The sequence below is a fragment of the Flavobacterium resistens genome, from assembly GCF_900182645.1.
GTDB classification, from domain to species: Bacteria; Bacteroidota; Bacteroidia; order Flavobacteriales; family Flavobacteriaceae; genus Flavobacterium; species Flavobacterium resistens.
Genome location: NZ_FXTA01000002.1, coordinates 1165524 through 1185693, shown reverse-complemented (window position 1 = coordinate 1185693; position 20170 = coordinate 1165524). Strand labels below are relative to the sequence as shown.

Annotated in this window: 19 protein-coding genes and 4 tRNA genes; 1 reads left to right on the top strand and 22 read right to left on the bottom strand. The window is 33.8% G+C overall.

Translation table 11 applies throughout. The features are described from left to right. Window positions 1-64: 64 nt before the first annotated feature. The 17 genes from rpoB to FN795_RS11200 form a co-directional block, all read right to left on the bottom strand. Window positions 65-3877: a DNA-directed RNA polymerase subunit beta gene (gene rpoB, locus FN795_RS11280; RefSeq protein WP_142450671.1), complete on the bottom strand. Its 3813-nt coding sequence runs from the start codon at window positions 3875-3877 to the stop codon at window positions 65-67. A gap of 266 nt (window positions 3878-4143) precedes the next feature. Continuing rightward, complete coding sequence (gene rplL / locus FN795_RS11275; protein ID WP_026730429.1) at window positions 4144-4515, bottom strand: 50S ribosomal protein L7/L12; 372 nt, start codon at window positions 4513-4515, stop codon at window positions 4144-4146. A 93-nt stretch (window positions 4516-4608) separates the two neighbouring features. Then, on the bottom strand, window positions 4609-5112 hold the full coding sequence (gene rplJ, locus FN795_RS11270; RefSeq protein WP_142450670.1) for a 50S ribosomal protein L10: 504 nt from the start codon (window positions 5110-5112) through the stop codon (window positions 4609-4611). A 22-nt stretch (window positions 5113-5134) separates the two neighbouring features. Next, window positions 5135-5824, bottom strand: coding sequence for a 50S ribosomal protein L1 (gene rplA, locus FN795_RS11265; RefSeq protein ID WP_012024013.1), 690 nt, complete (start codon window positions 5822-5824; stop codon window positions 5135-5137). 13 nt (window positions 5825-5837) lie between these two features. Then, a complete protein-coding gene (gene rplK / locus FN795_RS11260; protein WP_008466923.1) occupies window positions 5838-6275 on the bottom strand; it encodes a 50S ribosomal protein L11 in 438 nt (145 codons plus the stop codon). 67 nt (window positions 6276-6342) lie between these two features. After that, window positions 6343-6894, bottom strand: coding sequence for a transcription termination/antitermination protein NusG (nusG, locus tag FN795_RS11255; protein WP_031456759.1), 552 nt, complete (start codon window positions 6892-6894; stop codon window positions 6343-6345). 10 nt (window positions 6895-6904) lie between these two features. Then, the gene (secE, locus tag FN795_RS11250) at window positions 6905-7102 is read right to left on the bottom strand and encodes a preprotein translocase subunit SecE (protein ID WP_008466927.1); all 198 of its coding nucleotides are present in this window, start codon (window positions 7100-7102) and stop codon (window positions 6905-6907) included. 18 nt (window positions 7103-7120) lie between these two features. Further along, window positions 7121-7191, bottom strand: a tRNA-Trp gene (locus FN795_RS11245). Between the two features lie 59 nt (window positions 7192-7250). After that, on the bottom strand, window positions 7251-8438 hold the full coding sequence (tuf, locus tag FN795_RS11240) for an elongation factor Tu (RefSeq protein WP_026730432.1): 1188 nt from the start codon (window positions 8436-8438) through the stop codon (window positions 7251-7253). Between the two features lie 55 nt (window positions 8439-8493). After that, window positions 8494-8565: transfer RNA gene (locus FN795_RS11235), tRNA-Thr, on the bottom strand. A gap of 80 nt (window positions 8566-8645) precedes the next feature. Beyond that, a tRNA-Tyr gene (locus tag FN795_RS11230) sits at window positions 8646-8726 on the bottom strand. A 61-nt stretch (window positions 8727-8787) separates the two neighbouring features. Next, window positions 8788-8861: transfer RNA gene (locus tag FN795_RS11225), tRNA-Thr, on the bottom strand. Between the two features lie 91 nt (window positions 8862-8952). After that, window positions 8953-9255 (bottom strand): ribosome hibernation-promoting factor, HPF/YfiA family, encoded by a 303-nt coding sequence (hpf, locus tag FN795_RS11220; protein WP_035652108.1) that lies wholly within the window; start codon window positions 9253-9255, stop codon window positions 8953-8955. A 35-nt stretch (window positions 9256-9290) separates the two neighbouring features. Next, window positions 9291-10184 carry a tyrosine-type recombinase/integrase gene (locus tag FN795_RS11215; RefSeq protein WP_142450669.1) on the bottom strand — a complete coding sequence of 298 codons (894 nt, stop codon included), beginning with the start codon at window positions 10182-10184 and terminating at the stop codon, window positions 9291-9293. Between the two features lie 106 nt (window positions 10185-10290). After that, window positions 10291-10485 (bottom strand): 30S ribosomal protein S21, encoded by a 195-nt coding sequence (gene rpsU, locus FN795_RS11210; RefSeq protein WP_026730435.1) that lies wholly within the window; start codon window positions 10483-10485, stop codon window positions 10291-10293. 84 nt (window positions 10486-10569) lie between these two features. Continuing rightward, a complete protein-coding gene (locus FN795_RS11205) occupies window positions 10570-11712 on the bottom strand; it encodes an acyl-CoA dehydrogenase family protein (protein ID WP_035651989.1) in 1143 nt (380 codons plus the stop codon). Window positions 11713-11725: 13 nt separating this feature from the next. Further along, window positions 11726-12616 carry a ComEA family DNA-binding protein gene (locus FN795_RS11200; RefSeq protein ID WP_142450668.1) on the bottom strand — a complete coding sequence of 297 codons (891 nt, stop codon included), beginning with the start codon at window positions 12614-12616 and terminating at the stop codon, window positions 11726-11728. 258 nt (window positions 12617-12874) lie between these two features. Here FN795_RS11200 and FN795_RS11195 point away from each other — a divergent pair, with 258 nt between their 5' ends. After that, window positions 12875-14386 carry an amino acid permease gene (locus FN795_RS11195; protein WP_142450667.1) on the top strand — a complete coding sequence of 504 codons (1512 nt, stop codon included), beginning with the start codon at window positions 12875-12877 and terminating at the stop codon, window positions 14384-14386. Between the two features lie 78 nt (window positions 14387-14464). Here FN795_RS11195 and FN795_RS11190 read toward each other — a convergent pair whose 3' ends face one another. From FN795_RS11190 to FN795_RS11170, 5 genes are all read right to left on the bottom strand, one after another. Then, window positions 14465-14692 carry a PspC domain-containing protein gene (locus tag FN795_RS11190; RefSeq protein WP_142450666.1) on the bottom strand — a complete coding sequence of 76 codons (228 nt, stop codon included), beginning with the start codon at window positions 14690-14692 and terminating at the stop codon, window positions 14465-14467. A 42-nt stretch (window positions 14693-14734) separates the two neighbouring features. Beyond that, window positions 14735-16006 carry a DUF2851 family protein gene (locus tag FN795_RS11185; protein ID WP_142450665.1) on the bottom strand — a complete coding sequence of 424 codons (1272 nt, stop codon included), beginning with the start codon at window positions 16004-16006 and terminating at the stop codon, window positions 14735-14737. Window positions 16007-16082: 76 nt separating this feature from the next. Then, window positions 16083-16565 carry a 3'-5' exonuclease gene (locus FN795_RS11180; protein WP_142450664.1) on the bottom strand — a complete coding sequence of 161 codons (483 nt, stop codon included), beginning with the start codon at window positions 16563-16565 and terminating at the stop codon, window positions 16083-16085. Window positions 16566-16650: 85 nt separating this feature from the next. Further along, window positions 16651-18012 (bottom strand): pyridoxal-phosphate dependent enzyme, encoded by a 1362-nt coding sequence (locus tag FN795_RS11175; RefSeq protein ID WP_035651974.1) that lies wholly within the window; start codon window positions 18010-18012, stop codon window positions 16651-16653. Between the two features lie 50 nt (window positions 18013-18062). Beyond that, window positions 18063-20030 carry a putative porin gene (locus tag FN795_RS11170; protein ID WP_142450663.1) on the bottom strand — a complete coding sequence of 656 codons (1968 nt, stop codon included), beginning with the start codon at window positions 20028-20030 and terminating at the stop codon, window positions 18063-18065. Between the last annotated feature and the right edge of the window lie 140 nt (window positions 20031-20170).

Genomic DNA, 20170 nt, shown 5'->3' with positions numbered 1-20170 from the left:
TAAAAACTTATTATAAATGAGTAATCAGTCCCGATAAAAATCGGGACTGATTCCAAAACTTTTATTATTCTTCCAAACGAAGATCTAAACCTAGACCTTTCAATTCGTGCATTAATACATTGAATGATTCTGGTAAACCTGGTTCTGGCATAGTTTCACCCTTAACGATAGCCTCGTAAGTTTTAGCTCTACCAATAACGTCATCAGACTTAACAGTTAAGATTTCACGTAGAGTACTAGAAGCTCCATAAGCCTCAAGTGCCCAAACCTCCATCTCTCCAAAACGCTGACCTCCAAATTGAGCCTTACCTCCAAGTGGCTGTTGCGTAATCAATGAGTATGGTCCGATAGAACGTGCGTGCATCTTATCATCAACCATGTGTCCTAATTTAAGCATGTAAATTACACCCACAGTTGCTTTTTGTGCAAAACGCTCTCCAGTTCCACCATCATAAAGATATGTATGTCCGAAACGTGGTACATTAGCTTCATCAGTCAAAGCATTGATTTCGTCTAGAGAAGCACCGTCGAAAATTGGAGTAGCAAATTTTCTACCCAAGTTCATACCAGCCCATCCAAGAACAGTCTCATAAATCTGACCAATGTTCATACGTGAAGGTACCCCTAGTGGATTCAATACGATATCTACCGGTGTTCCATCTTCTAAGAAAGGCATATCTTCATGACGAACGATTCTAGCAACAATACCTTTGTTACCGTGACGTCCTGCCATTTTATCACCAACTTTTAACTTACGTTTTTTAGCGATATAGATTTTAGCCAATTTCAAGATTCCAGATGGTAATTCATCTCCAACTGTAATAGTAAATTTCTCTCTTCTTAAAGCTCCTTGTAAGTCGTTCAGCTTAATTTTATAGTTATGAATCAAATCATTAACCATTTTATTAGTAGCATCATCAGCAACCCATTGACCTTTGCTTAAGTGAGCGAAATCTTCTACTGCGTAAAGCATTTTTTGAGTATATTTTTTACCTTTTGGTAAAACTTCTTCACCCAAATCATTCATTACACCTTGAGATGTTTTTCCGTTAACGATCAAGAATAATTTCTCAACCAATCTGTCTTTTAATTCAACAAATTTAGTTTCGAACTCCATTTCTAAAGCCCCTAAAGCATCTTTATCCTGAGTACGTTTACGTTTATCTTTTACGGCTCTTGCAAATAATTTTTTGTCAAGAACTACACCATGTAAAGATGGAGAAGCTTTTAATGAAGCATCTTTTACATCTCCTGCTTTATCCCCGAAGATTGCTCGAAGCAATTTCTCCTCTGGAGTAGGATCTGATTCTCCTTTTGGTGTAATTTTTCCGATCAAAATGTCGCCAGGCTTAACCTCTGCTCCAATTCTAATCATACCGTTTTCATCTAAATCTTTAGTAGCTTCTTCAGAAACGTTAGGAATATCGTTTGTTAGCTCTTCGTTTCCTAACTTAGTATCTCTAACCTCTAATGAATAATCATCAACGTGGATAGAAGTAAAAATATCATCACGAACTACTTTCTCAGAAATTACAATCGCATCCTCGAAGTTGTACCCTTTCCATGGCATGAACGCAACTTTTAAGTTTCTACCTAATGCTAATTCTCCATTTTGAGTAGCATATCCTTCTGATAATACTTGTCCAGGAATAACTCTATCACCTTTCCTTACGATTGGTTTCAAGTTAATACTTGTACCTTGATTGGTTTTTCTAAATTTAATAAGGTTGTATGTTTTCTCATCAGCATCAAAACTAACCATTCTCTCGTCTTCTGTACGATCGTATTTAATAGTAATGATATTTGCATCAACATATTCAACAGTACCATGCCCTTCAGCATTGATTAATACTCTTGAATCTGAGGCTACCTGACGCTCTAAACCTGTACCTACGATTGGTGCTTCAGGACGGATCAAAGGAACTGCCTGACGCATCATGTTTGATCCCATCAACGCACGGTTCGCATCATCATGCTCCAAGAAAGGAATCAATGACGCAGAAATCGATGCAATCTGATTAGGAGCAACGTCTGTATAATGAACTACTGATGGCTCAACAACCGGGAAGTCACCTTCCTCACGAGCAATAACATTGCTAGCTGTAATTTTACCTGTAGCATCCATTTCAATGTTTGCCTGAGCAATCATTTTACCTTCTTCTTCTTCAGCACTTAAGTAAACTGGAGTACTTTCTAAATCAACTACACCATTAGTTACTTTACGGTATGGAGTTTCGATGAATCCCATTCCGTTTACTTTTGCATAAACACCAAGAGATGAAATCAAACCAATGTTTGGTCCCTCAGGAGTTTCAATCGGACATAAACGACCATAGTGAGTATAGTGAACGTCACGAACCTCGAAACCAGCTCTCTCTCTCGAAAGTCCACCAGGTCCAAGTGCAGAAAGTCTTCTTTTGTGTGTAATCTCAGCTAATGGATTCGTTTGGTCCATAAATTGAGATAACTGGTTAGTACCAAAGAAAGAGTTGATAACTGATGATAATGTTTTAGCATTGATCAAATCAATTGGTGTAAACACCTCGTTATCTCTAACGTTCATTCTCTCACGAATAGTTCTAGCCATACGTGCTAAACCAACACCGAATTGTTGAGACAATTGTTCACCAACTGTTCTAACACGACGGTTTGATAAGTGATCAATATCATCAATCTCTGCTTTAGAGTTGATCAATTCGATCAAATATTTAACGATTGTAATGATATCCTCTTTAGTAAGCACTTGCTTATCCATAGGGATATCTAAATCTAATTTTTTGTTCATTCTATAACGACCAACTTCACCTAAGTTATAACGTTGATCAGAGAAGAACAATTTATCTATAATACCACGAGCAGTTTCCTCATCAGGCGGTTCAGCATTACGCAACTGACGGTAAATGTGCTCTACAGCTTCTTTTTCAGAGTTTGTTGGATCTTTTTGTAATGTGTTGTGGATAATAGCATAATCTGCCTGATTGTTATCCTCTTTGTGTAACAAAATAGATTTAACGTTAGAATCGATGATCTCTTCAACATTATCTTTGTCGATAATTGTATCACGATCAAGGATGATTTCATTACGTTCAATAGAAACTACCTCTCCGGTATCTTCATCAACGAAATCCTCATGCCATGTGTTCAATACACGTGCAGCAAGTCTTCTTCCAATATATTTCTTAATACCAGTTTTAGAAACTTTAATTTCCTCAGCTAAGTCGAAAATTTCAAGGATATCCTTATCTCTTTCGAAACCGATAGCACGGAATAAAGTTGTTACAGGTAATTTTTTCTTTCTATCGATATACGCGTACATTACGCTGTTGATATCTGTAGAGAATTCTATCCAAGATCCTTTAAAAGGAATTACTCTTGCAGAATAAAGTTTAGTTCCATTTGCGTGGAATGACTGTCCAAAGAAAACCCCAGGAGAACGGTGTAATTGTGATACTACAACACGCTCGGCACCATTAATTACAAAAGTACCACTTGGAGTCATGTAAGGTATTGTTCCAAGATAAACATCTTGCACAATTGTTTCAAAATCTTCGTGTTCTGGATCTGTACAGTATAGTTTTAACCTAGCTTTTAAAGGCACACTATAAGTAAGACCTCTCTCTATACATTCTTGAATTGTATAACGTGGCGGATCAACAAAATAATCTAGGAATTCCAATACAAAGTTGTTTCTTGTATCTGTAATTGGGAAGTTTTCCATGAAGGTATTGTATAACCCTTCGTTGCCTCTTTCGTCAGATTTCGTTTCTAATTGGAAGAAATCTTTAAAAGATTTAACCTGAACATCCAAGAAATCCGGATAGTCAGGAATGTTTTTTGTAGAGGCAAAATTCAATCTTTCAGTCTGATTTGTTATCATCAATGGACAAAATTTTGATTAAAAAAAAGTAATTTTTTTGTGTAAAAACACACTGCGTAGTTTATACTTTCTTTTTAAAATCAATACATCTTTAAAAATAAAACGATAAAATCAGGTTCCATTTTTTTTCTTCGTATTGATCAAAAACTCTTTCGTATATTAAACTATTTGATAATAAAATTTAATGTATTTTATTATACGAAAAATGGTTTAGGCCTTTGAGTGTTAACTCAGGACCTAAACCTAGTTCTTAAAACCGAGTTGAATTATTTTAATTCAACTACAGCTCCAGCTTCTTCTAATGCTTTCTTAAGACCTTCAGCCTCTTCTTTAGAAACACCTTCTTTAACGTTACTTGGAGCACCGTCAACTACATCTTTAGCTTCTTTCAAACCTAAACCTGTAAGTTCTTTTACTAATTTCACAACTGCTAATTTAGAAGCACCAGCTTCTTTTAATACAACTGTAAATTCAGTTTGTGCTTCTTCAGCAGCACCTTCTCCACCACCAGCAGCAACTACTACAGCTGCAGCAGCAGGCTCGATACCATACTCGTCTTTTAATATTGTTGCTAATTCGTTAACTTCTTTAACTGTTAAGTTAACTAATTGTTCTGCGAATTGTTTCAAATCTGCCATTTTTTCTATCGTTTAAAATGATTTGTAAAAATATAATTTAATTATTGTGCGCTAATTTAAGCAACAAGGAAGCAAGCTTCCCTGCTTTGATTATTATGCTTCAGTTTCTTCTTCGCTACCTGCGAATTTGTTTTGTAAAGCAGAAATAATTCTTTGAGCTGGAGATTGTAATAATCCAATGATTTCTCCAATAAGCTCTTCTTTAGATTTAATTGTAGCTAATGCATCTAATTGGTTATCCCCAATATATACTTCAGAGTTGATGTAAGCTCCTTTTAAAACTGGTTTATCAGATTTCTTACGGAAATCTTTGATAATTTTTCCAGGTGCGTTAGCAACATCAGAAATAAAGATAGCACTGTTACCAGCTAAAACTGTAGGTAAATCACCATAATCATTAGCAGAAGCTTCCATTGCTTTTGCAAGCAAAGTGTTCTTAACAACCTCCAATTTGATACCAGCTTTAAAACAAGCTCTACGTAAGTTTGAAGTTGTCTCTGCGTTTAAACCAGAAATATCAGATATGTAAACGATATTTGTACCAGCTAACTGCGCAGTTAAATTTTCAATCGCGATTGATTTTTCTTCTCTAGTCATACTAAAAATTTTTAACTACCAATTATACTGCTTTTGGGTCTAATGCAATTGCAGGACTCATAGTGCTTGTAAGGTGAATACCTTTAATGTATGTACCTTTAGCAGCAGTTGGTTTAAGTTTTATTAATGTTTGAATAATTTCGTGTGCGTTGTCAACAATTTGCTCAGCTCCAAAAGAAACTTTACCAATTCCTGCGTGAACGATACCAGTTTTATCAACTTTAAAGTCAATTTTACCAGCTTTAACCTCTTGAACAGCTTTTGCAACATCCATAGTTACAGTACCTGTTTTAGGGTTTGGCATTAAACCTCTAGGTCCTAAAATACGACCTAATGGACCTAATTTACCCATAACAGCTGGCATAGTGATGATAACATCAACATCTGTCCAACCATCTTTAATTTTTTGAAGGTAATCATCAAGACCAACGTGATCTGCTCCAGCTTCTCTTGCTTCAGCCTCTTTATCTGGAGTAACCAATGCTAATACTTTAACATCTTTTCCTGTTCCGTGAGGTAAAGTTACCACACCTCTTACCATTTGATTCGCTTTTCTAGGATCTACTCCTAAACGAACTGCGATATCAACAGACTCATCAAATTTTGCAGAAGCAACAACTTTCAATAATGCAGCAGCATCTTTTAGAGAGTATAATTTGTTCTTTTCAATTTTTGAAGCAGCCTCTTTTTGCTTTTTTGTTAATTTTGCCATGTCTTTTTCTTAATTAAAAAGGAGCATCTCCTGATACAGTTATACCCATAGATCTAGCTGTTCCAGCAACCATACTCATAGCTTTCTCGATTGTGAAAGCGTTTAAGTCCGGCATTTTGTCTTCAGCAATAGTTCTAATTTGTTCCCAAGTAACGCTAGCTACTTTTTTACGATTAGGCTCACCAGAACCAGATTTTAGCTTTGCAGCTTCCATTAACTGAACTGCTGCTGGAGGAGTCTTAACAACAAAATCAAATGATTTGTCTTTGTACACAGTGATTTGCACTGGACAAATTTTGCCAGGTTTATCCTGAGTTCTAGCATTAAATTGCTTACAGAACTCCATGATGTTAACCCCAGCAGCTCCTAAAGCAGGTCCAACCGGTGGCGACGGGTTCGCAGCACCTCCCTTAACTTGTAGTTTAACTACCTTACTAATTTCTTTAGCCATTTTTAAAAAATTTAACACTGTAATCAATGGAAGCGATTACAATGGTTTATTATAGTGTAACAAAAAATTATACTTTTTCTACTTGCATAAAACTTAATTCCAATGGTGTTTTTCTTCCGAAAATTTTAACCATAACTTCAAGTTTACGCTTTTCTTCATTGATTTTTTCAACCGTACCGTTAAATCCGTTAAAAGGACCATCGATCACTTTTACAGTTTCACCTAAACTGAAAGGAATTGCACGAGTATCAGTATTAACTGCTAACTCATCAACTTTTCCTAACATACGATTTACTTCAGACAACCTCAAAGGAACAGGTTCCCCACCTTTGATCTCTCCTAAAAAACCAATTACACTTGTAATAGACTTAATAATATGAGGTATCTCACCAACTAAGTTAGCTTCAATCATAACATATCCAGGGAAATAAACTTTATCCTTAGACATTTTTTTCCCTTCTTTTACAGTAACCACTTTTTCAGTAGGAACTAAAACTTGGGAAACATAATCCTCCATCCCTAGTCTGGCAATCTCAGTTTCAATGTAAGCTTTCACCTTATTCTCTTGACCGCTTACAGCTCTAACTACATACCATTTTTTCACATTATTATCTGCCATCACAAAAAAATTATCCTTTTAACCAGTTAAAAAATCCAGCCAAAGCTTTTGCAAAAAATTCGTCTACTCCCCATGTTGCCAAAGCGAACAGAATCGAAAATACAGCCACAACAATTGTCAATTTTTGAACCTCAGCCCATGCTGGCCAAGTAACATTTGACTTTAACTCCTCGAAAGCCTCTGATAAATAATTAGTAACTTTTGTCATTTGATATATTTTTTATTGCACGGGCGGAGGGATTCGAACCCCCATCAACGGTTTTGGAGACCGCTATTCTACCCTTGAACTACGCCCGTAATTAAAGCCAGTTGATTTTAGTAAAGAAAATCAACTGGCTTTTTATTTATTTATAGAATTACTCTACGATTTCAGTAACCTGACCAGCACCAACTGTTCTACCACCTTCACGGATAGCGAAACGTAAACCTACGTTCATAGCGATTGGGCTTAATAAAGCAACTTCAATAGTTAAGTTATCACCTGGCATTACCATCTCTACACCTGCTGGTAAAGAAATAACTCCTGTTACGTCAGTTGTACGTACGTAGAACTGTGGACGGTAGTTATTGTGGAATGGAGTGTGACGTCCACCTTCTTCTTTTTTCAAGATATAAACCTCAGCTTTGAATTTAGCGTGTGGTTTTACTGAACCTGGCTTAATAATAACCATACCTCTTTTGATATCAGCTTTATCAATACCTCTTAACAATAAACCTACGTTATCTCCAGCTTCACCTCTGTCAAGGATTTTACGGAACATCTCAACTCCTGTAATAGTAGAAGTTAATTTTTCAGCTCCCATACCAATGATTTCAACAGGATCTCCAGTGTTAGCAACTCCAGTTTCGATACGACCTGTAGCAACAGTTCCACGACCTGTAATTGTAAATACGTCCTCAACTGGCATCAAGAATGGTTTAGCTACGTCACGTACTGGCTCTTCGATCCAAGCATCAACAGCTTCCATTAATTCGATAATTTTAGGTACCCAGTTTGGATCATTGTTTAATCCTCCTAAAGCAGAACCTTGAACGACAGGACCATTATCTCCATCATATTCGTAGAAAGATAATAAATCTCTAATTTCCATTTCAACAAGCTCTAATAACTCAGCATCATCAACCATATCCACTTTGTTCATGAAAACAACGATTCTTGGAATACCAACCTGACGTCCTAAAAGGATGTGCTCACGAGTTTGTGGCATTGGACCATCTGTAGCAGCAACTACTAAGATAGCTCCGTCCATTTGAGCAGCACCAGTAACCATGTTCTTTACGTAATCCGCGTGACCTGGACAGTCAACGTGAGCGTAGTGACGGTTAGCTGTTTCATACTCTACGTGTGATGTATTAATAGTAATACCTCTTTCTTTCTCCTCTGGAGCGTTATCGATTTGATCAAAAGATTTTGCTTGACAGTAACCAGCATCAGACAATACTTTTGTAATTGCTGCAGTTAATGTAGTTTTTCCGTGATCCACGTGTCCAATTGTACCTATGTTTAAGTGCGGTTTGGAACGATTAAAATTCTCCTTTGCCATTTTACTTAATTTTTAATCTTAGTTATATATTAATTTTCAATTTCCTACTTACTTGAGCCAATGTCGGGATTTGAACCCGAGACCTCTTCCTTACCAAGGAAGCACTCTACCCCTGAGCTACACCGGCAGAGCCTTAATTTAGATTTAAGATTTTTCTTATTTTAATTTTTACAGTTTAAAAAAGAACTCAAAATCTATTTTTTTTTGTGGGGAGAGCAGGATTCGAACCTGCGAAGTTCACACAGCAGATTTACAGTCTGCCCTCGTTGGCCGCTTGAGTATCTCCCCTAATTTTTAAAATTCCATTATTCTAAAGAACAAATTTCAAATCGCATTTGAAATATTTTTGAGCCGATAGAGGGACTCGAACCCACGACCTGCTGATTACAAATCAGCTGCTCTAGCCAGCTGAGCTACATCGGCGAATGCATTAAAAAAGTCCGCTATTTCTAACGGACTGCAAATGTAACTATTTTATCTTTGAATCAAAACATTTTTTAAAAAAAAATTTCAATTATATATGTGCTCTTATTTTTTCTTTCCTTTTTACCAATAAACGTTCTAACGATTCTGCCGAAAGCTCTACAGCCTCCTCAAATGTCTTACACTGTTTTTTTACCAAAAAATCATCTCCCGGAACATTAATCTTTATCTCTACTGCCTTGTTTTCCTTATCACTTGTTCTCTCCACTTTTAAAAAAACGTCTGACGACACTACTCGATCGTAATATTTTTCTAATTTATCCATTCTTTCCTGAATAAAATCCACCAATTTTCGGTCAACAGTAAAGTTAACTGCATGAACATCTACCTTCATAATACTAATTTTAGGGTTAAACATTTCAGAAATCATTATTTATTTCGAGGATGCGCATCATTATATGTCTTTTTGAGTTCCGCCAAACTATTATGAGTATACACTTGTGTAGACGCCAAACTCGAATGCCCTAATAATTCCTTAACTGAATTTAAATCTGCTCCATTATTCAATAAGTGAGTTGCAAAAGTATGCCGTAGCACATGCGGACTTTTTTTCACCTTTTCAGAGACCCTACTAAAGTAAGAATTTATTAATCGATACACAAAAGATTCACTCAATTTTAATCCTTTTTTTGAAATAAAAAAATAATCTTCATCTTGAATATTTTCAACCAAAGAACGCTCACTTAAATACACCTTTAATTCATCAGCAACAATAGGCAAAACCGGAATGATTCGTTCTTTATTCCTTTTCCCCAAAACCTTAATCACATTTGAAGACAGATCAACATTATACAGCATCAAATTTATCAACTCCGCCCTTCGCATTCCTGTTGTATAAAACAAATCAACAATCAACTTATCCCTTACCTCTTCAAAACCAACTGGAACATCTATACTTTGAATCAAATCTCCTAGTTCTTTTTCAGAAAACGGTATCTGAACATTTTTCGGCGTTTTCAAAGCCTTGTGTTTCAACATTGGATTCACTTCAATTTGCTTCGATTTCAAAAGAAATTTATAAAACGACTTCAACGAAGCCATTTTTCTATTAACCGAAACATTTGCAACACCATCATCAACCAAAGAAACAATCCAACTCCTAATTTGACTATAATTCGAATTTTCAATTCCATCTTGCTCAAAATGAAGTCTATTAAATTCCTCAAAAAACGAAATATCATTTAGATAAGCATTAACAGTATGTAAAGAATATTTCTTTTCCAACTGAAGATAATCCCGAAAAGCATCTTTATTTGACTTCATCACAACCAATTTAACCATTCATACTTAATCTCAAAATTAAGCATAAAAAAACCGTTAGTGTCAAAATCTCGACAACTAACGGTAATTATTTTTAAAAAGCGTAATACTAACTTTCTAAGCTATCTTTCAAGCCTTGGATGTAAGCAGCTTTTTGAATTTGTGCTCTTTTGATAACAGAAGGCTTAATAAAAGCAGTACGCGCTCTTAATTGACGAACAGTTCCTGTTTTATCAAATTTTCTTTTATAGCGCTTTAATGCTCTATCGATATTTTCTCCGTCTTTAATTGGTATAATTAACATAATATAGACACCTCCTCTCGTTAAGGCTGCAAAGTTAAAAATTAATTATGAATTATCAATCATAAATTTTGAATTATTTTTTCTTTATTCTTTAAGCAAATTTCTGGAGATTACTAATTTTTGAATTTCAGTAGTTCCCTCTCCTATTGTACATAATTTCGAATCTCTATAAAACTTCTCTACAGGAAAATCTTTAGTATATCCATATCCACCATGAATTTGAACAGCTTCATTGGCAATTTTTACACAAGCCTCAGAAGCATACATTTTTGCCATCGCACCTAATGTTGTTACTGGCTTATGCTGCTGTTTTAAGTAAGCAGCCTTATGCAGCAACAATTCCGAAGCCTCAATTTCAGTAGCCATATCTGCTAATTTAAATGAGATCCCTTGAAAACTACTAATAGGCTGACCAAACTGATATCTTTCTTTGGAATATTTCAGAGCTGCATTATATGCTCCTTTTGCGATTCCTAAAGATAGGGCACCAATTGAAATTCGGCCTCCGTCAAGTATTTTCATTGCCTGGACAAATCCCTGCCCAACTTCTCCAAGTCTGTTTGCATCGGGAACACGACAATTATCAAAAACCAGTTCTGCGGTTTCACTAGCACGCATTCCTAATTTATTTTCTTTTTTTCCTGATGAAAATCCCGGCATTCCTTTTTCAAAAACAAATGCTGTCATCCCTTTTGAATCTCCTTTTTCCCCGGTTCTAACCACAACTACTGCAATATCACCAGAGATAGCATGTGTTATAAAATTTTTGGCTCCGTTCACCACCCAAAAATCACCATCTTTTACTGCTGTCGTATTCATACCTCCGGCATCAGAACCTGTATTGTGTTCTGTTAATCCCCAAGCACCTATATGTTCAGCCGTAGCTAATTTAGGAAGCCATTTTTTCTTTTGCTCCTCATTTCCAAAAGTCAAAATATGATTTGTACATAACGAGTTATGCGCTGCAACAGACAATCCTATTGAAGGATCAACCTTTGAAATTTCTTCAATAACTGTAATATATTCATGATACCCTAATCCTGAACCTCCGTATTCTTCTGGCACTAAAACTCCCATAAAACCCATTTCTCCTAATTGTTTAAAGAGTGCTATAGGAAAAATTTGAGCTTCGTCCCACTCCATAATATTAGGTCTAATGTTTTTCTCTGCAAATTCTTTAATAGACTGAGCAATCATTGACTGCGTTTCATTATAATCAAAATTCATTTGTTGGCTTTTTTTAGAACTCCAAATATAAACTAATTATTTTTGCTTTTTCAACAGGAAAACCTTTAATTTTTATCAAATCCTCAATATTATTGAAATTTCCATTCATACTTCGATAAGTTACAATCTGCTTTGCCAAAACATATTTAAAATATGGAAACTGAGATAATTCTTTTAAAGATGCGTCATTAATCGCTATTCTTTTCAAATTGCCCGGAATTACAACTTTAAAATGCGAGCTCAGCTCAACAATTACTTCAGGAGATAATCCCCAGACATCATTCATTTGTTCCATTGAAACAAAACATCCTAAAATTTCTTTTTGTTTAAGAATCCTAGCCGATAAAGCTTCTCCAATACCATAAATTTTCATCAAATCTTCTTGAGATGCCTGATTTATGTCCAAAACAATAATTTTTTCCTTTTTGAATTCTGTTTTTTGAGCATACTCCCTCTTTTCATTTTTAAAATTTGGTTTACTGCGCGTCCAATCTGGAAACTTGAAGAAAGGAGAAATTGCTCTTAGCAAAGAATCTGAAATTTTTGTTACATTTTGAAATTCTTCAGCAGAGTTCACATATTTATTTTCCTTTCGGAATGCCAACAATCTATCAATTTCCGCAACTGACATTCCAAGTTTATAACCTTTATAATCTGAAATAAAATTTGGATTAAAAGAATATTGCATTGGTTTTCTCTCATTTTTAACAATCTTTAGAGAATCTATTTCAGATTGCAGTGACATCCATTGGTCTTTTTCAGGAAAAGATTTTTCGGTTATATTAAAATCTAAAGTAAAATATAAGACTTCTAGTATAATTATGATAACAAAAAGTCCCACTATGCCTGTACGTTGCTGATTTGTAAATTTGAAATAGGATATAAACGGCTTATAATTTTTCATAGTTCTAGTTGCTGATATTAAAAAGAATCCAAAAATATCAATTTATTAAGAATTTTACTAAATTTTTATTTTTACACTAAAATGTATTTTCTAAAATTTTAACCTAAAAAGATTGACAAATCCAAGGCTTTGTAGCCTGTTTTACATGACATTTATGAATATTTTAAACATTTTATAACTTAAAACTCTATAATTGTTTTTATTTTTTACAAAAAACAATACATTTGGCACTTAATAACAATAAACCAATATAATCATATGTCAATTTGGAGAGTTAAACCTATATCTGCTTTTGAAGCCGATATGAAAAAAAGTGATTTAAAAAGAGTTCTTACGAGATGGGGATTGACCTCATTAGGAATTGGGGCAATCATTGGTGGAGGAATTTTCACCTTAACGGGCATCGCTGCTCATGATTATGCTGGCCCAGCTTTGGCTCTATCTTTTGTTATTGCTGGTATAGGCTGTTTATTTGCTTCACTTTGTTATGCTGAATTTGCTTCGGTATTACCTGTTGAAGGATCAGCATATGCATATGCATACGGAACGATAGGTGAAATTTTTGCGTGGTTCATCGGCTGGAATTTAATTCTTGAATATATGATGGGAGCCACAACCGTCGCCGTCGCCTGGAGCGGTTATTTTGTAAAACTGATACATTTATTTGGAATAGAATTTCCTATATGGCTTTGTAATGACCTTGCTACTGCAACAGAAAAAATCATCGAACACAATAAAGCTTTCCCTCAGGATTTAATTGACATTCCTACGTTTGCATTTAATTTGCCTGCATTTGTAATTACATGGATCGTTACAGCGATTCTTATAAAAGGAATTAAAGAAGCTGCAAGTACAAACAACATCATCGTAATAGTTAAAATTGCAGTAGTCCTTTTTGTAATTATCTGTGGTGCTTTTTATATCAATGTAGAAAACTGGCATCCATTTATCCCTACAGAAGTTCCTGCTTTGGATTCTCTTGGAAATGCTACCGGAAAAATGAATTTTGGATTTGGAGGTGTTTTAACTGCAGCAACAATCGTGTTTTTTGCTTATATCGGTTTTGATGCGGTTTCAACTCAGGCTGGTGAAGCAATTAATCCTAAAAAAGACGTTCCTTTTGCTATTATCGCTTCATTAGTAATCTGTACAATTCTTTACATTCTTGTATCATTAGTGTTAACTGGAATGGTGCATTATGATCAATTAGATAAGGCTGCACCAGTAGCTTCTGCTTTTAGCGAAAACGGATTAACATGGGCCGTATTTATTATCACAATTGCAGCAACTGCAGGTTTGACATCTGTAATGCTTGTGATGATGTTAGGACAAACACGTATCTTCTTAGGAATGTCTAGAGATGGTTTATTACCTCCATTCTTCAGTAAATTACATACAACTTTCAAAACACCATATAAAAGTACTTTCTTAGTTGGAACAATTATTTCAATCGTTGCAGCGCTTACACCAATTGAAAAAGTAAGTGAAATGTGTAGTATGGGAACATTATTAGCTTTCGGAATGGTTTGTGTGGCTGTAATGATCTTAAGATATAAAAAACCTGAATTAGAAAGACATTATAAAACTCCGGCTGTATATTTGGTAGGAACATTGGGAGTATCTTTCAACTTGTTTTTAATGACTCAAGTAAGACATGAGACATGGATTGCCTTTTTATGCTGGGGAACTTTAGGTATTATAGTTTACTTTGTTTACAGTAAAAAAAGAGCAAAACTTAATAATCTTGAAAGTGAAGTTGAAGAGATTTAATCTAAATTTTTGAAAAAAATAAAAAACCTGTTCATAATTGAACAGGTTTTTTTTATATTGAAAATTGAATAGTAAACTTTACAAATCAAATACTGATGTTCTTTTTGAACGAATTAAATCTTTCAATCTGATCCAGAAAGCAAGAGTCAAATAAACACCAAATCCCAAACCAGCAGTAACAAAAGAAATATAGATAAAGAACAATCTAACATTGGTTACTCGCATTCCAAGTTTATCTGCCAATCTTGATGAAACATGAAAACCGTACTTTTCAAAAAAGAATTTAAGTCTTAAAATTGCGGACATCTTTTAGTTTTACATTTTAATTTTTACAAAAGTACAAATTATCTAATCATTTTTAAGCAATTCCAATCCTATTGCGCATTTTAAACAAGCCTTTTGGTTGCAATATTCATTTTTGAGTTCCAATAAAGTCTGACTTTCAAATGCATTTTTTGATTTCACACCAAAAGATGCAAACTTCTCAATGATTGCATTTTTTTCAGACGCAACGTCATTCATAAAATCTATTAAATTCTCGGCAATTGCTAATCCCATTATATTTGAATAGGTAAATTGGATTGGGATTATTGTATTTATAATTAATAAATCCAAAAATGACTTTGACAATGCTTTGGACTTCTTTGTGCTTTCTTTATCAAACTGATAATGATTCTGCCAATATGGGCTTGTAACAACACTAAACAGTTTATAGACATCTTTTACCGACTTTAAATCAATTACTTTTGAAAATAAGTTTTGATAACTACAATAAAGACTTGCCAACTGAGAAAGTCTGATCGTAGGAAAATTATCTGGTCGATGTTTAAAGAACTGAACAGGATCTACATAAGTTCGATCTAAATTGTATTTATGAAGCAGAAAAAAATATCGAAACTTTAAATCTTTAAAATAAACATCTTCTTTTTCAGCATCTAACAACCCACAAAATCCAAAAAGCAAGGCTTCTATATTTTCTATTTCAAAACTTTCTTTTCTTAAAATAGAAAAAGGAATTGACTTCGACATTTGGAAAAAAGAATTACCATTTGTGTTAAGTCCAAAATTCCTGGCTAACATACAAAACAAAACAGTTTCCCAATCTTGATTTGTCTCTTCTAATAACTGAAAAATAAATTCTGATTTACGCTCTAATCGTTCAAAAAAAAGTCTTTCCTGCCAATTTTTAAAAACAAAATCATCTATCTCATTTAATTGTCTTTCACAAAAAATCCAACTTTTCACAGAAACAAGGGCATTATAATTTGCAATTATTTCCTTCGAAACATAATCTTTCAAAATCAAAACAGGAATTTCAGAATTATTTTCTCTGAAAATTTCAGTATCATGTTCCCAGACAACGTGTAAAATTACATTTTCATAAGCAATATCTTTTTCATGATGATGTAAATACCAATCTGATGATTTTAAATGAATTTCGACATTTCCAGCCCATTTTTGCTCATCAATTTTAATTTGAGCATTAAAAAAGTCCGGACCAGAAAGTCCTAAATAATCACCCGTTCTAAAAATAGTAAGTTGCTCCTTTTGAGCAGTTTTTAAACTCAGCGTACTGAACTTCTTGAATTTCCAGAGATAATGAAGAAAATCTTCTTTCATTTTTAGATATTATAATAAGTTTCAAAATCTAAAAATAAAAAATAAATTAATATTATTCTTACAAAAAAATATGTTTTTATCGCAGCATATATAATTTTGCACATGCTCTTGCATCTGATAATGCTTCGTGATGATTTAATTTGATATTCATTTCGCGGCAACAATCGCTTAGCTTAGTAGGTCTTATGCCTTTCGCTTTATAAATTTTTACTGTGCACTCCCATTTTGATGCAATATTCAAATCTTCATAACTTAAACCATTTGCTAACATCGACTTAATTAATACATTTCGATCAAAACTTTCATTGTGTGCTACAACCACTCTATTCTTTAATCTTTTTTCGATTTCAGTATAAACTTGTTTAAACGATTTTGCATTAACGGTATCACGCGGATAAATTCCATGAACCTGAATTGTAAATGGATTATAAATATTGTTTGGCGGTTTTATTAAGGTAACAAACTCGTCTACTATTACACCATTTTGCACCGTCACGATTCCGACAGAGCAGGGATGAAAACTTGTTGCAGTTTCAAAATCTATTGCAGTAAAATTCATTTTCTAATAATTTAAAAAAGGAAAATCCATAAATCCGATTGGTTAATATCAATCAGATTTATGGATAAATTCTATTTTATATGTTCTATTTTATTGAACCAATAATATCATATTTTGTAATAATATGGTGCGAACCGTTTCCTAAATCAACTAAAACTGCATCATTTTCTTTTGTAAAAAGTTTTGATACTTCTTCAATAGGAGTACCTAATTTCACAATTGGAAAAGGTTTTCCCATAACTTCCTTAATTGGTTTTTCGGCAACGTTTTTATCAGCTACATAACTTCTAAACAGGTCAGTTTCATCAACAGATCCAACAAAACCATTAATATCTACAACTGGAATTTGAGAGATTTTATACTTACGCATACGGTCAATCGCATGCGAAACTAATTCCTCAGTTCTAACAACAATTAATTCTTTATCAATATGGTCTTTGATAACGTCTTCTGCTTTAGTAATATTTTCTTCTAAGAATCCACGTTCACGCATCCAATCGTCGTTGAACATTTTTCCAACATAACGACTCCCTGAATCATGAAATAAAACCACAACAACATCATCTGGTTTAAAATGCTCTTTTAATTGCAGCAAACCTTTTATACATGCTCCAGCAGAGTTTCCAACAAAAATACCTTCTTCTAAAGCAATTTTTCTAGTATAAACTGCTGCATCTTTATCAGTAACTTTTGTAAAACCATCAATTAAAGAGAAATCGACATTTTTTGGTAAAATATCCTCCCCAATTCCTTCTGTAATATATGAATAGATTTCATTTTCATCAAAAATGCCCGTTTCATGATATTTCTTAAAAACAGAACCATAAGTATCTATTCCCCAAATTTTAATGTTCGGGTTTTTCTCTTTTAAGTATTTTCCAACTCCAGAAATTGTTCCGCCTGTTCCAACTCCTACTACAAAATGCGTGATTTTCCCATCAGTCTGTTTCCAGATTTCTGGTCCAGTTTGTTCGTAATGAGCCAATGAATTAGACATATTATCATACTGATTTACATACCAGGAATTTGGAGTTTCTTCAGCCAAACGCTTTGAAACTGAGTAATAAGAACGTGGGTCAGTTGGCTCAACATCAGTTGGACAAACCACAACTTTTGCACCAACAGCACGCAATATATCCATTTTTTCTTTAGACTGTTTGTCTGAGATTACACAGATTAATTTATAACCTTTTACAATCGCAACAAGTGCCAGTCCCATTCCAGTATTTCCAGAAGTTCCTTCAATAATTGTCCCTCCAGGTTTCAATCTGCCGTCTGCTTCAGCGTCTTCAATCATTTTAACGGCCATTCTATCTTTTACAGAATTTCCTGGATTAAAAGTTTCGACTTTTGCCAACACTAATGCATCAATTTCAGCAACAATTTTGTTGAGCTTTACAAGCGGCGTATTGCCTATTGTTTCTAAAATATTATTTGAAAAGTCCATTTTACTATAATTTAATATTTGGTTTAAAAAAAATAAATAAAGGTTTAATTTTATTCGAACCAGTTCCAAACCAAACCAAAACGAATTACAAAATCGCGATATGGATTATTAGGCGCCGAATAATAATCGTTGTTAGAAAAAGAAGAATTAAAATGTTCTGCTTTTAAATAAAAACGAGTTTGACGAATTCTTGCATTCACAAAAAAGTCGAAAGTTGCATAATTACCAATCTGCTTTGTATTTTGAACAAAAAATTCTCCAACAACCGGATTGTAATCATTTCCGTAGTATTTCGTAAAATAATTAAAGACAATTCCTGTTTGCATAAATAATGCCTTTTTGAAAAAATAACTAGAATAGTATAGTGTATTTCTAGTTACAAAATCGGGCACATTGACAATTAACTCTGACTGATCGACTTTTTGATACAAAAGTGTATTATCAAAACCGAATCGTCCAAATTTAAATTCTTTGTTAGCCTTTATAGAAAAATAATTAATTACATTTCCGTATTGTGCTGGATTTATAATTTGCGTATGAACCAAAGCCTGAGCATCTGTAGAAACATCAGTAAAATACAAATGGTCTTTTAACACCGAATATTGAACTTCTGCGTTCAACCAAGGCGTGAAAACATTTGCTCCAAGCTGATTGATTTTTTCGTTCTTAAAATCATTAGACCAATTATACGCTATATAACTACTTTGGTATAAATTATAATTATTATTTGGCAGTTTATTTATGTTACGATATCTAAAATCAAATTGAAAATCTTTGTTTAAATTGTATCTAAGTTTTGCGTCTAAGTCCGAAAGCGATTGGTTTGTAATTGACCTAGTGTACAAGAAACGTCCGTTCCATTTATTTTTTTGGTATTCATATTGCCCACCCACATTATTAATCTGAAGAAATAAATTATCAGGAATAATATGTCCGTTCTCCTTTACAATGATCCTGTTATATTCATAATTTGATCTATAGTCATCAATGAAGAAATAGAATTTTCCTAAAAGGGAATTTTCATAGGCAAGCCCAGCTTTATTATATAACTTTTCAAAACGCGTGCGGTCATTAATATTACTTGTCACGTATGAATCTCCAAAACGCTGAACTGGCGTCGTACCTACTGTAGAAAGCACAGTTGGCTGCTTGTATTCAAAGAACTTATATTCATAATTAAATTGATGAGTAACAAATAAGTTATTATCACCTCCTTTAGGATTGATTCTGAATGCATGATCAAAAAAGAAACGATGTCCTTTTAATAAAGATTCCGCATCTGTTAAATATACCTGCAAACGCTGACGGTTTTTAAAATCGGGATCATTACTTTCGAAATCCTGCGGTGTTGTTATTCCTCCATTTTCTTCATTTGTAACATCTTGATATGTTACGTGAGCATTCAAAATATATCGTTTATCTGTAGTGGCATAACTGGTTGTAAATCTAAAATTTCCAACACTTACTAATTGGTTAATATAATTTCCTTCTGAACGAAGTCCTCTGTAGGCAACTGAAAAATTCAGGTTTTTAGAGGTGTTCAATGTAATAAATGAGTCTACATTTTGTCCCTTATTAATAGTAGTATTAAAGAACAGCTCTGTAAAAGGCGTTGCAGCAGAATAATATTTAATATCCGAAGCCTGCATATAATCAAAATGTTTTCCTGAAAAACCAATTTCCGGATAAGGCGAAAAACTATTCAGACTATATTGTAAGGTGTTATATGTCTGTCCGATATTTGAGAATTCCAAAAGACCGAAATTATCCTTGCGGAGATAATTCTGTCTGTATGCACTTTTCAATGTTAAAGATGTGTCAGCATAAGTAGTATCATGCTCTAAAGTGATAATCTGGTATTGCTCAATTTTAGCTACTAAAGATTTTTTCTTTTTTACAGTATCTGTAATACTTGAATATTTCGTGTTCATATCCAAATTATTTTTAGAAGTGTTTTTTTCTTGAGAAAACAATAAGGCGGGCATTATCATTAGATATAGAAAAAAGAGTATTCTCATTTGATAGCTTTATATTGAAATTATATTCGACAAAATTAGTCAAGCAAAGGTAAAAGATAAAAACGTATAAAAAAACAAATCAGTATGAATGAGGAGTTTTTATCACAATAAAAAAACCCCCAATCAAAATGATTGAGGGT

Coding starts and splice junctions, on each gene's coding strand:
- FN795_RS11200 (WP_142450668.1), bottom strand. CDS start 12,616: ATGAAAAATTATAAGCCGTTTATATCCTATTTCAAATTTACAAATCAG.
- rpoB (WP_142450671.1), bottom strand. CDS start 3,877: ATGATAACAAATCAGACTGAAAGATTGAATTTTGCCTCTACAAAAAAC.
- rplJ (WP_142450670.1), bottom strand. CDS start 5,112: ATGACTAGAGAAGAAAAATCAATCGCGATTGAAAATTTAACTGCGCAG.
- FN795_RS11175 (WP_035651974.1), bottom strand. CDS start 18,012: ATGGACTTTTCAAATAATATTTTAGAAACAATAGGCAATACGCCGCTT.
- tuf (WP_026730432.1), bottom strand. CDS start 8,438: ATGGCAAAGGAGAATTTTAATCGTTCCAAACCGCACTTAAACATAGGT.
- rplL (WP_026730429.1), bottom strand. CDS start 4,515: ATGGCAGATTTGAAACAATTCGCAGAACAATTAGTTAACTTAACAGTT.
- FN795_RS11170 (WP_142450663.1), bottom strand. CDS start 20,030: ATGAGAATACTCTTTTTTCTATATCTAATGATAATGCCCGCCTTATTG.
- rplA (WP_012024013.1), bottom strand. CDS start 5,824: ATGGCAAAATTAACAAAAAAGCAAAAAGAGGCTGCTTCAAAAATTGAA.
- FN795_RS11195 (WP_142450667.1), top strand. CDS start 12,875: ATGTCAATTTGGAGAGTTAAACCTATATCTGCTTTTGAAGCCGATATG.
- FN795_RS11215 (WP_142450669.1), bottom strand. CDS start 10,184: ATGAAGTCAAATAAAGATGCTTTTCGGGATTATCTTCAGTTGGAAAAG.
- rpsU (WP_026730435.1), bottom strand. CDS start 10,485: ATGTTAATTATACCAATTAAAGACGGAGAAAATATCGATAGAGCATTA.
- FN795_RS11190 (WP_142450666.1), bottom strand. CDS start 14,692: ATGTCCGCAATTTTAAGACTTAAATTCTTTTTTGAAAAGTACGGTTTT.
- nusG (WP_031456759.1), bottom strand. CDS start 6,894: ATGGCAGATAATAATGTGAAAAAATGGTATGTAGTTAGAGCTGTAAGC.
- secE (WP_008466927.1), bottom strand. CDS start 7,102: ATGACAAAAGTTACTAATTATTTATCAGAGGCTTTCGAGGAGTTAAAG.
- hpf (WP_035652108.1), bottom strand. CDS start 9,255: ATGAAGGTAGATGTTCATGCAGTTAACTTTACTGTTGACCGAAAATTG.
- rplK (WP_008466923.1), bottom strand. CDS start 6,275: ATGGCTAAAGAAATTAGTAAGGTAGTTAAACTACAAGTTAAGGGAGGT.
- FN795_RS11180 (WP_142450664.1), bottom strand. CDS start 16,565: ATGAATTTTACTGCAATAGATTTTGAAACTGCAACAAGTTTTCATCCC.
- FN795_RS11185 (WP_142450665.1), bottom strand. CDS start 16,006: ATGAAAGAAGATTTTCTTCATTATCTCTGGAAATTCAAGAAGTTCAGT.
- FN795_RS11205 (WP_035651989.1), bottom strand. CDS start 11,712: ATGAATTTTGATTATAATGAAACGCAGTCAATGATTGCTCAGTCTATT.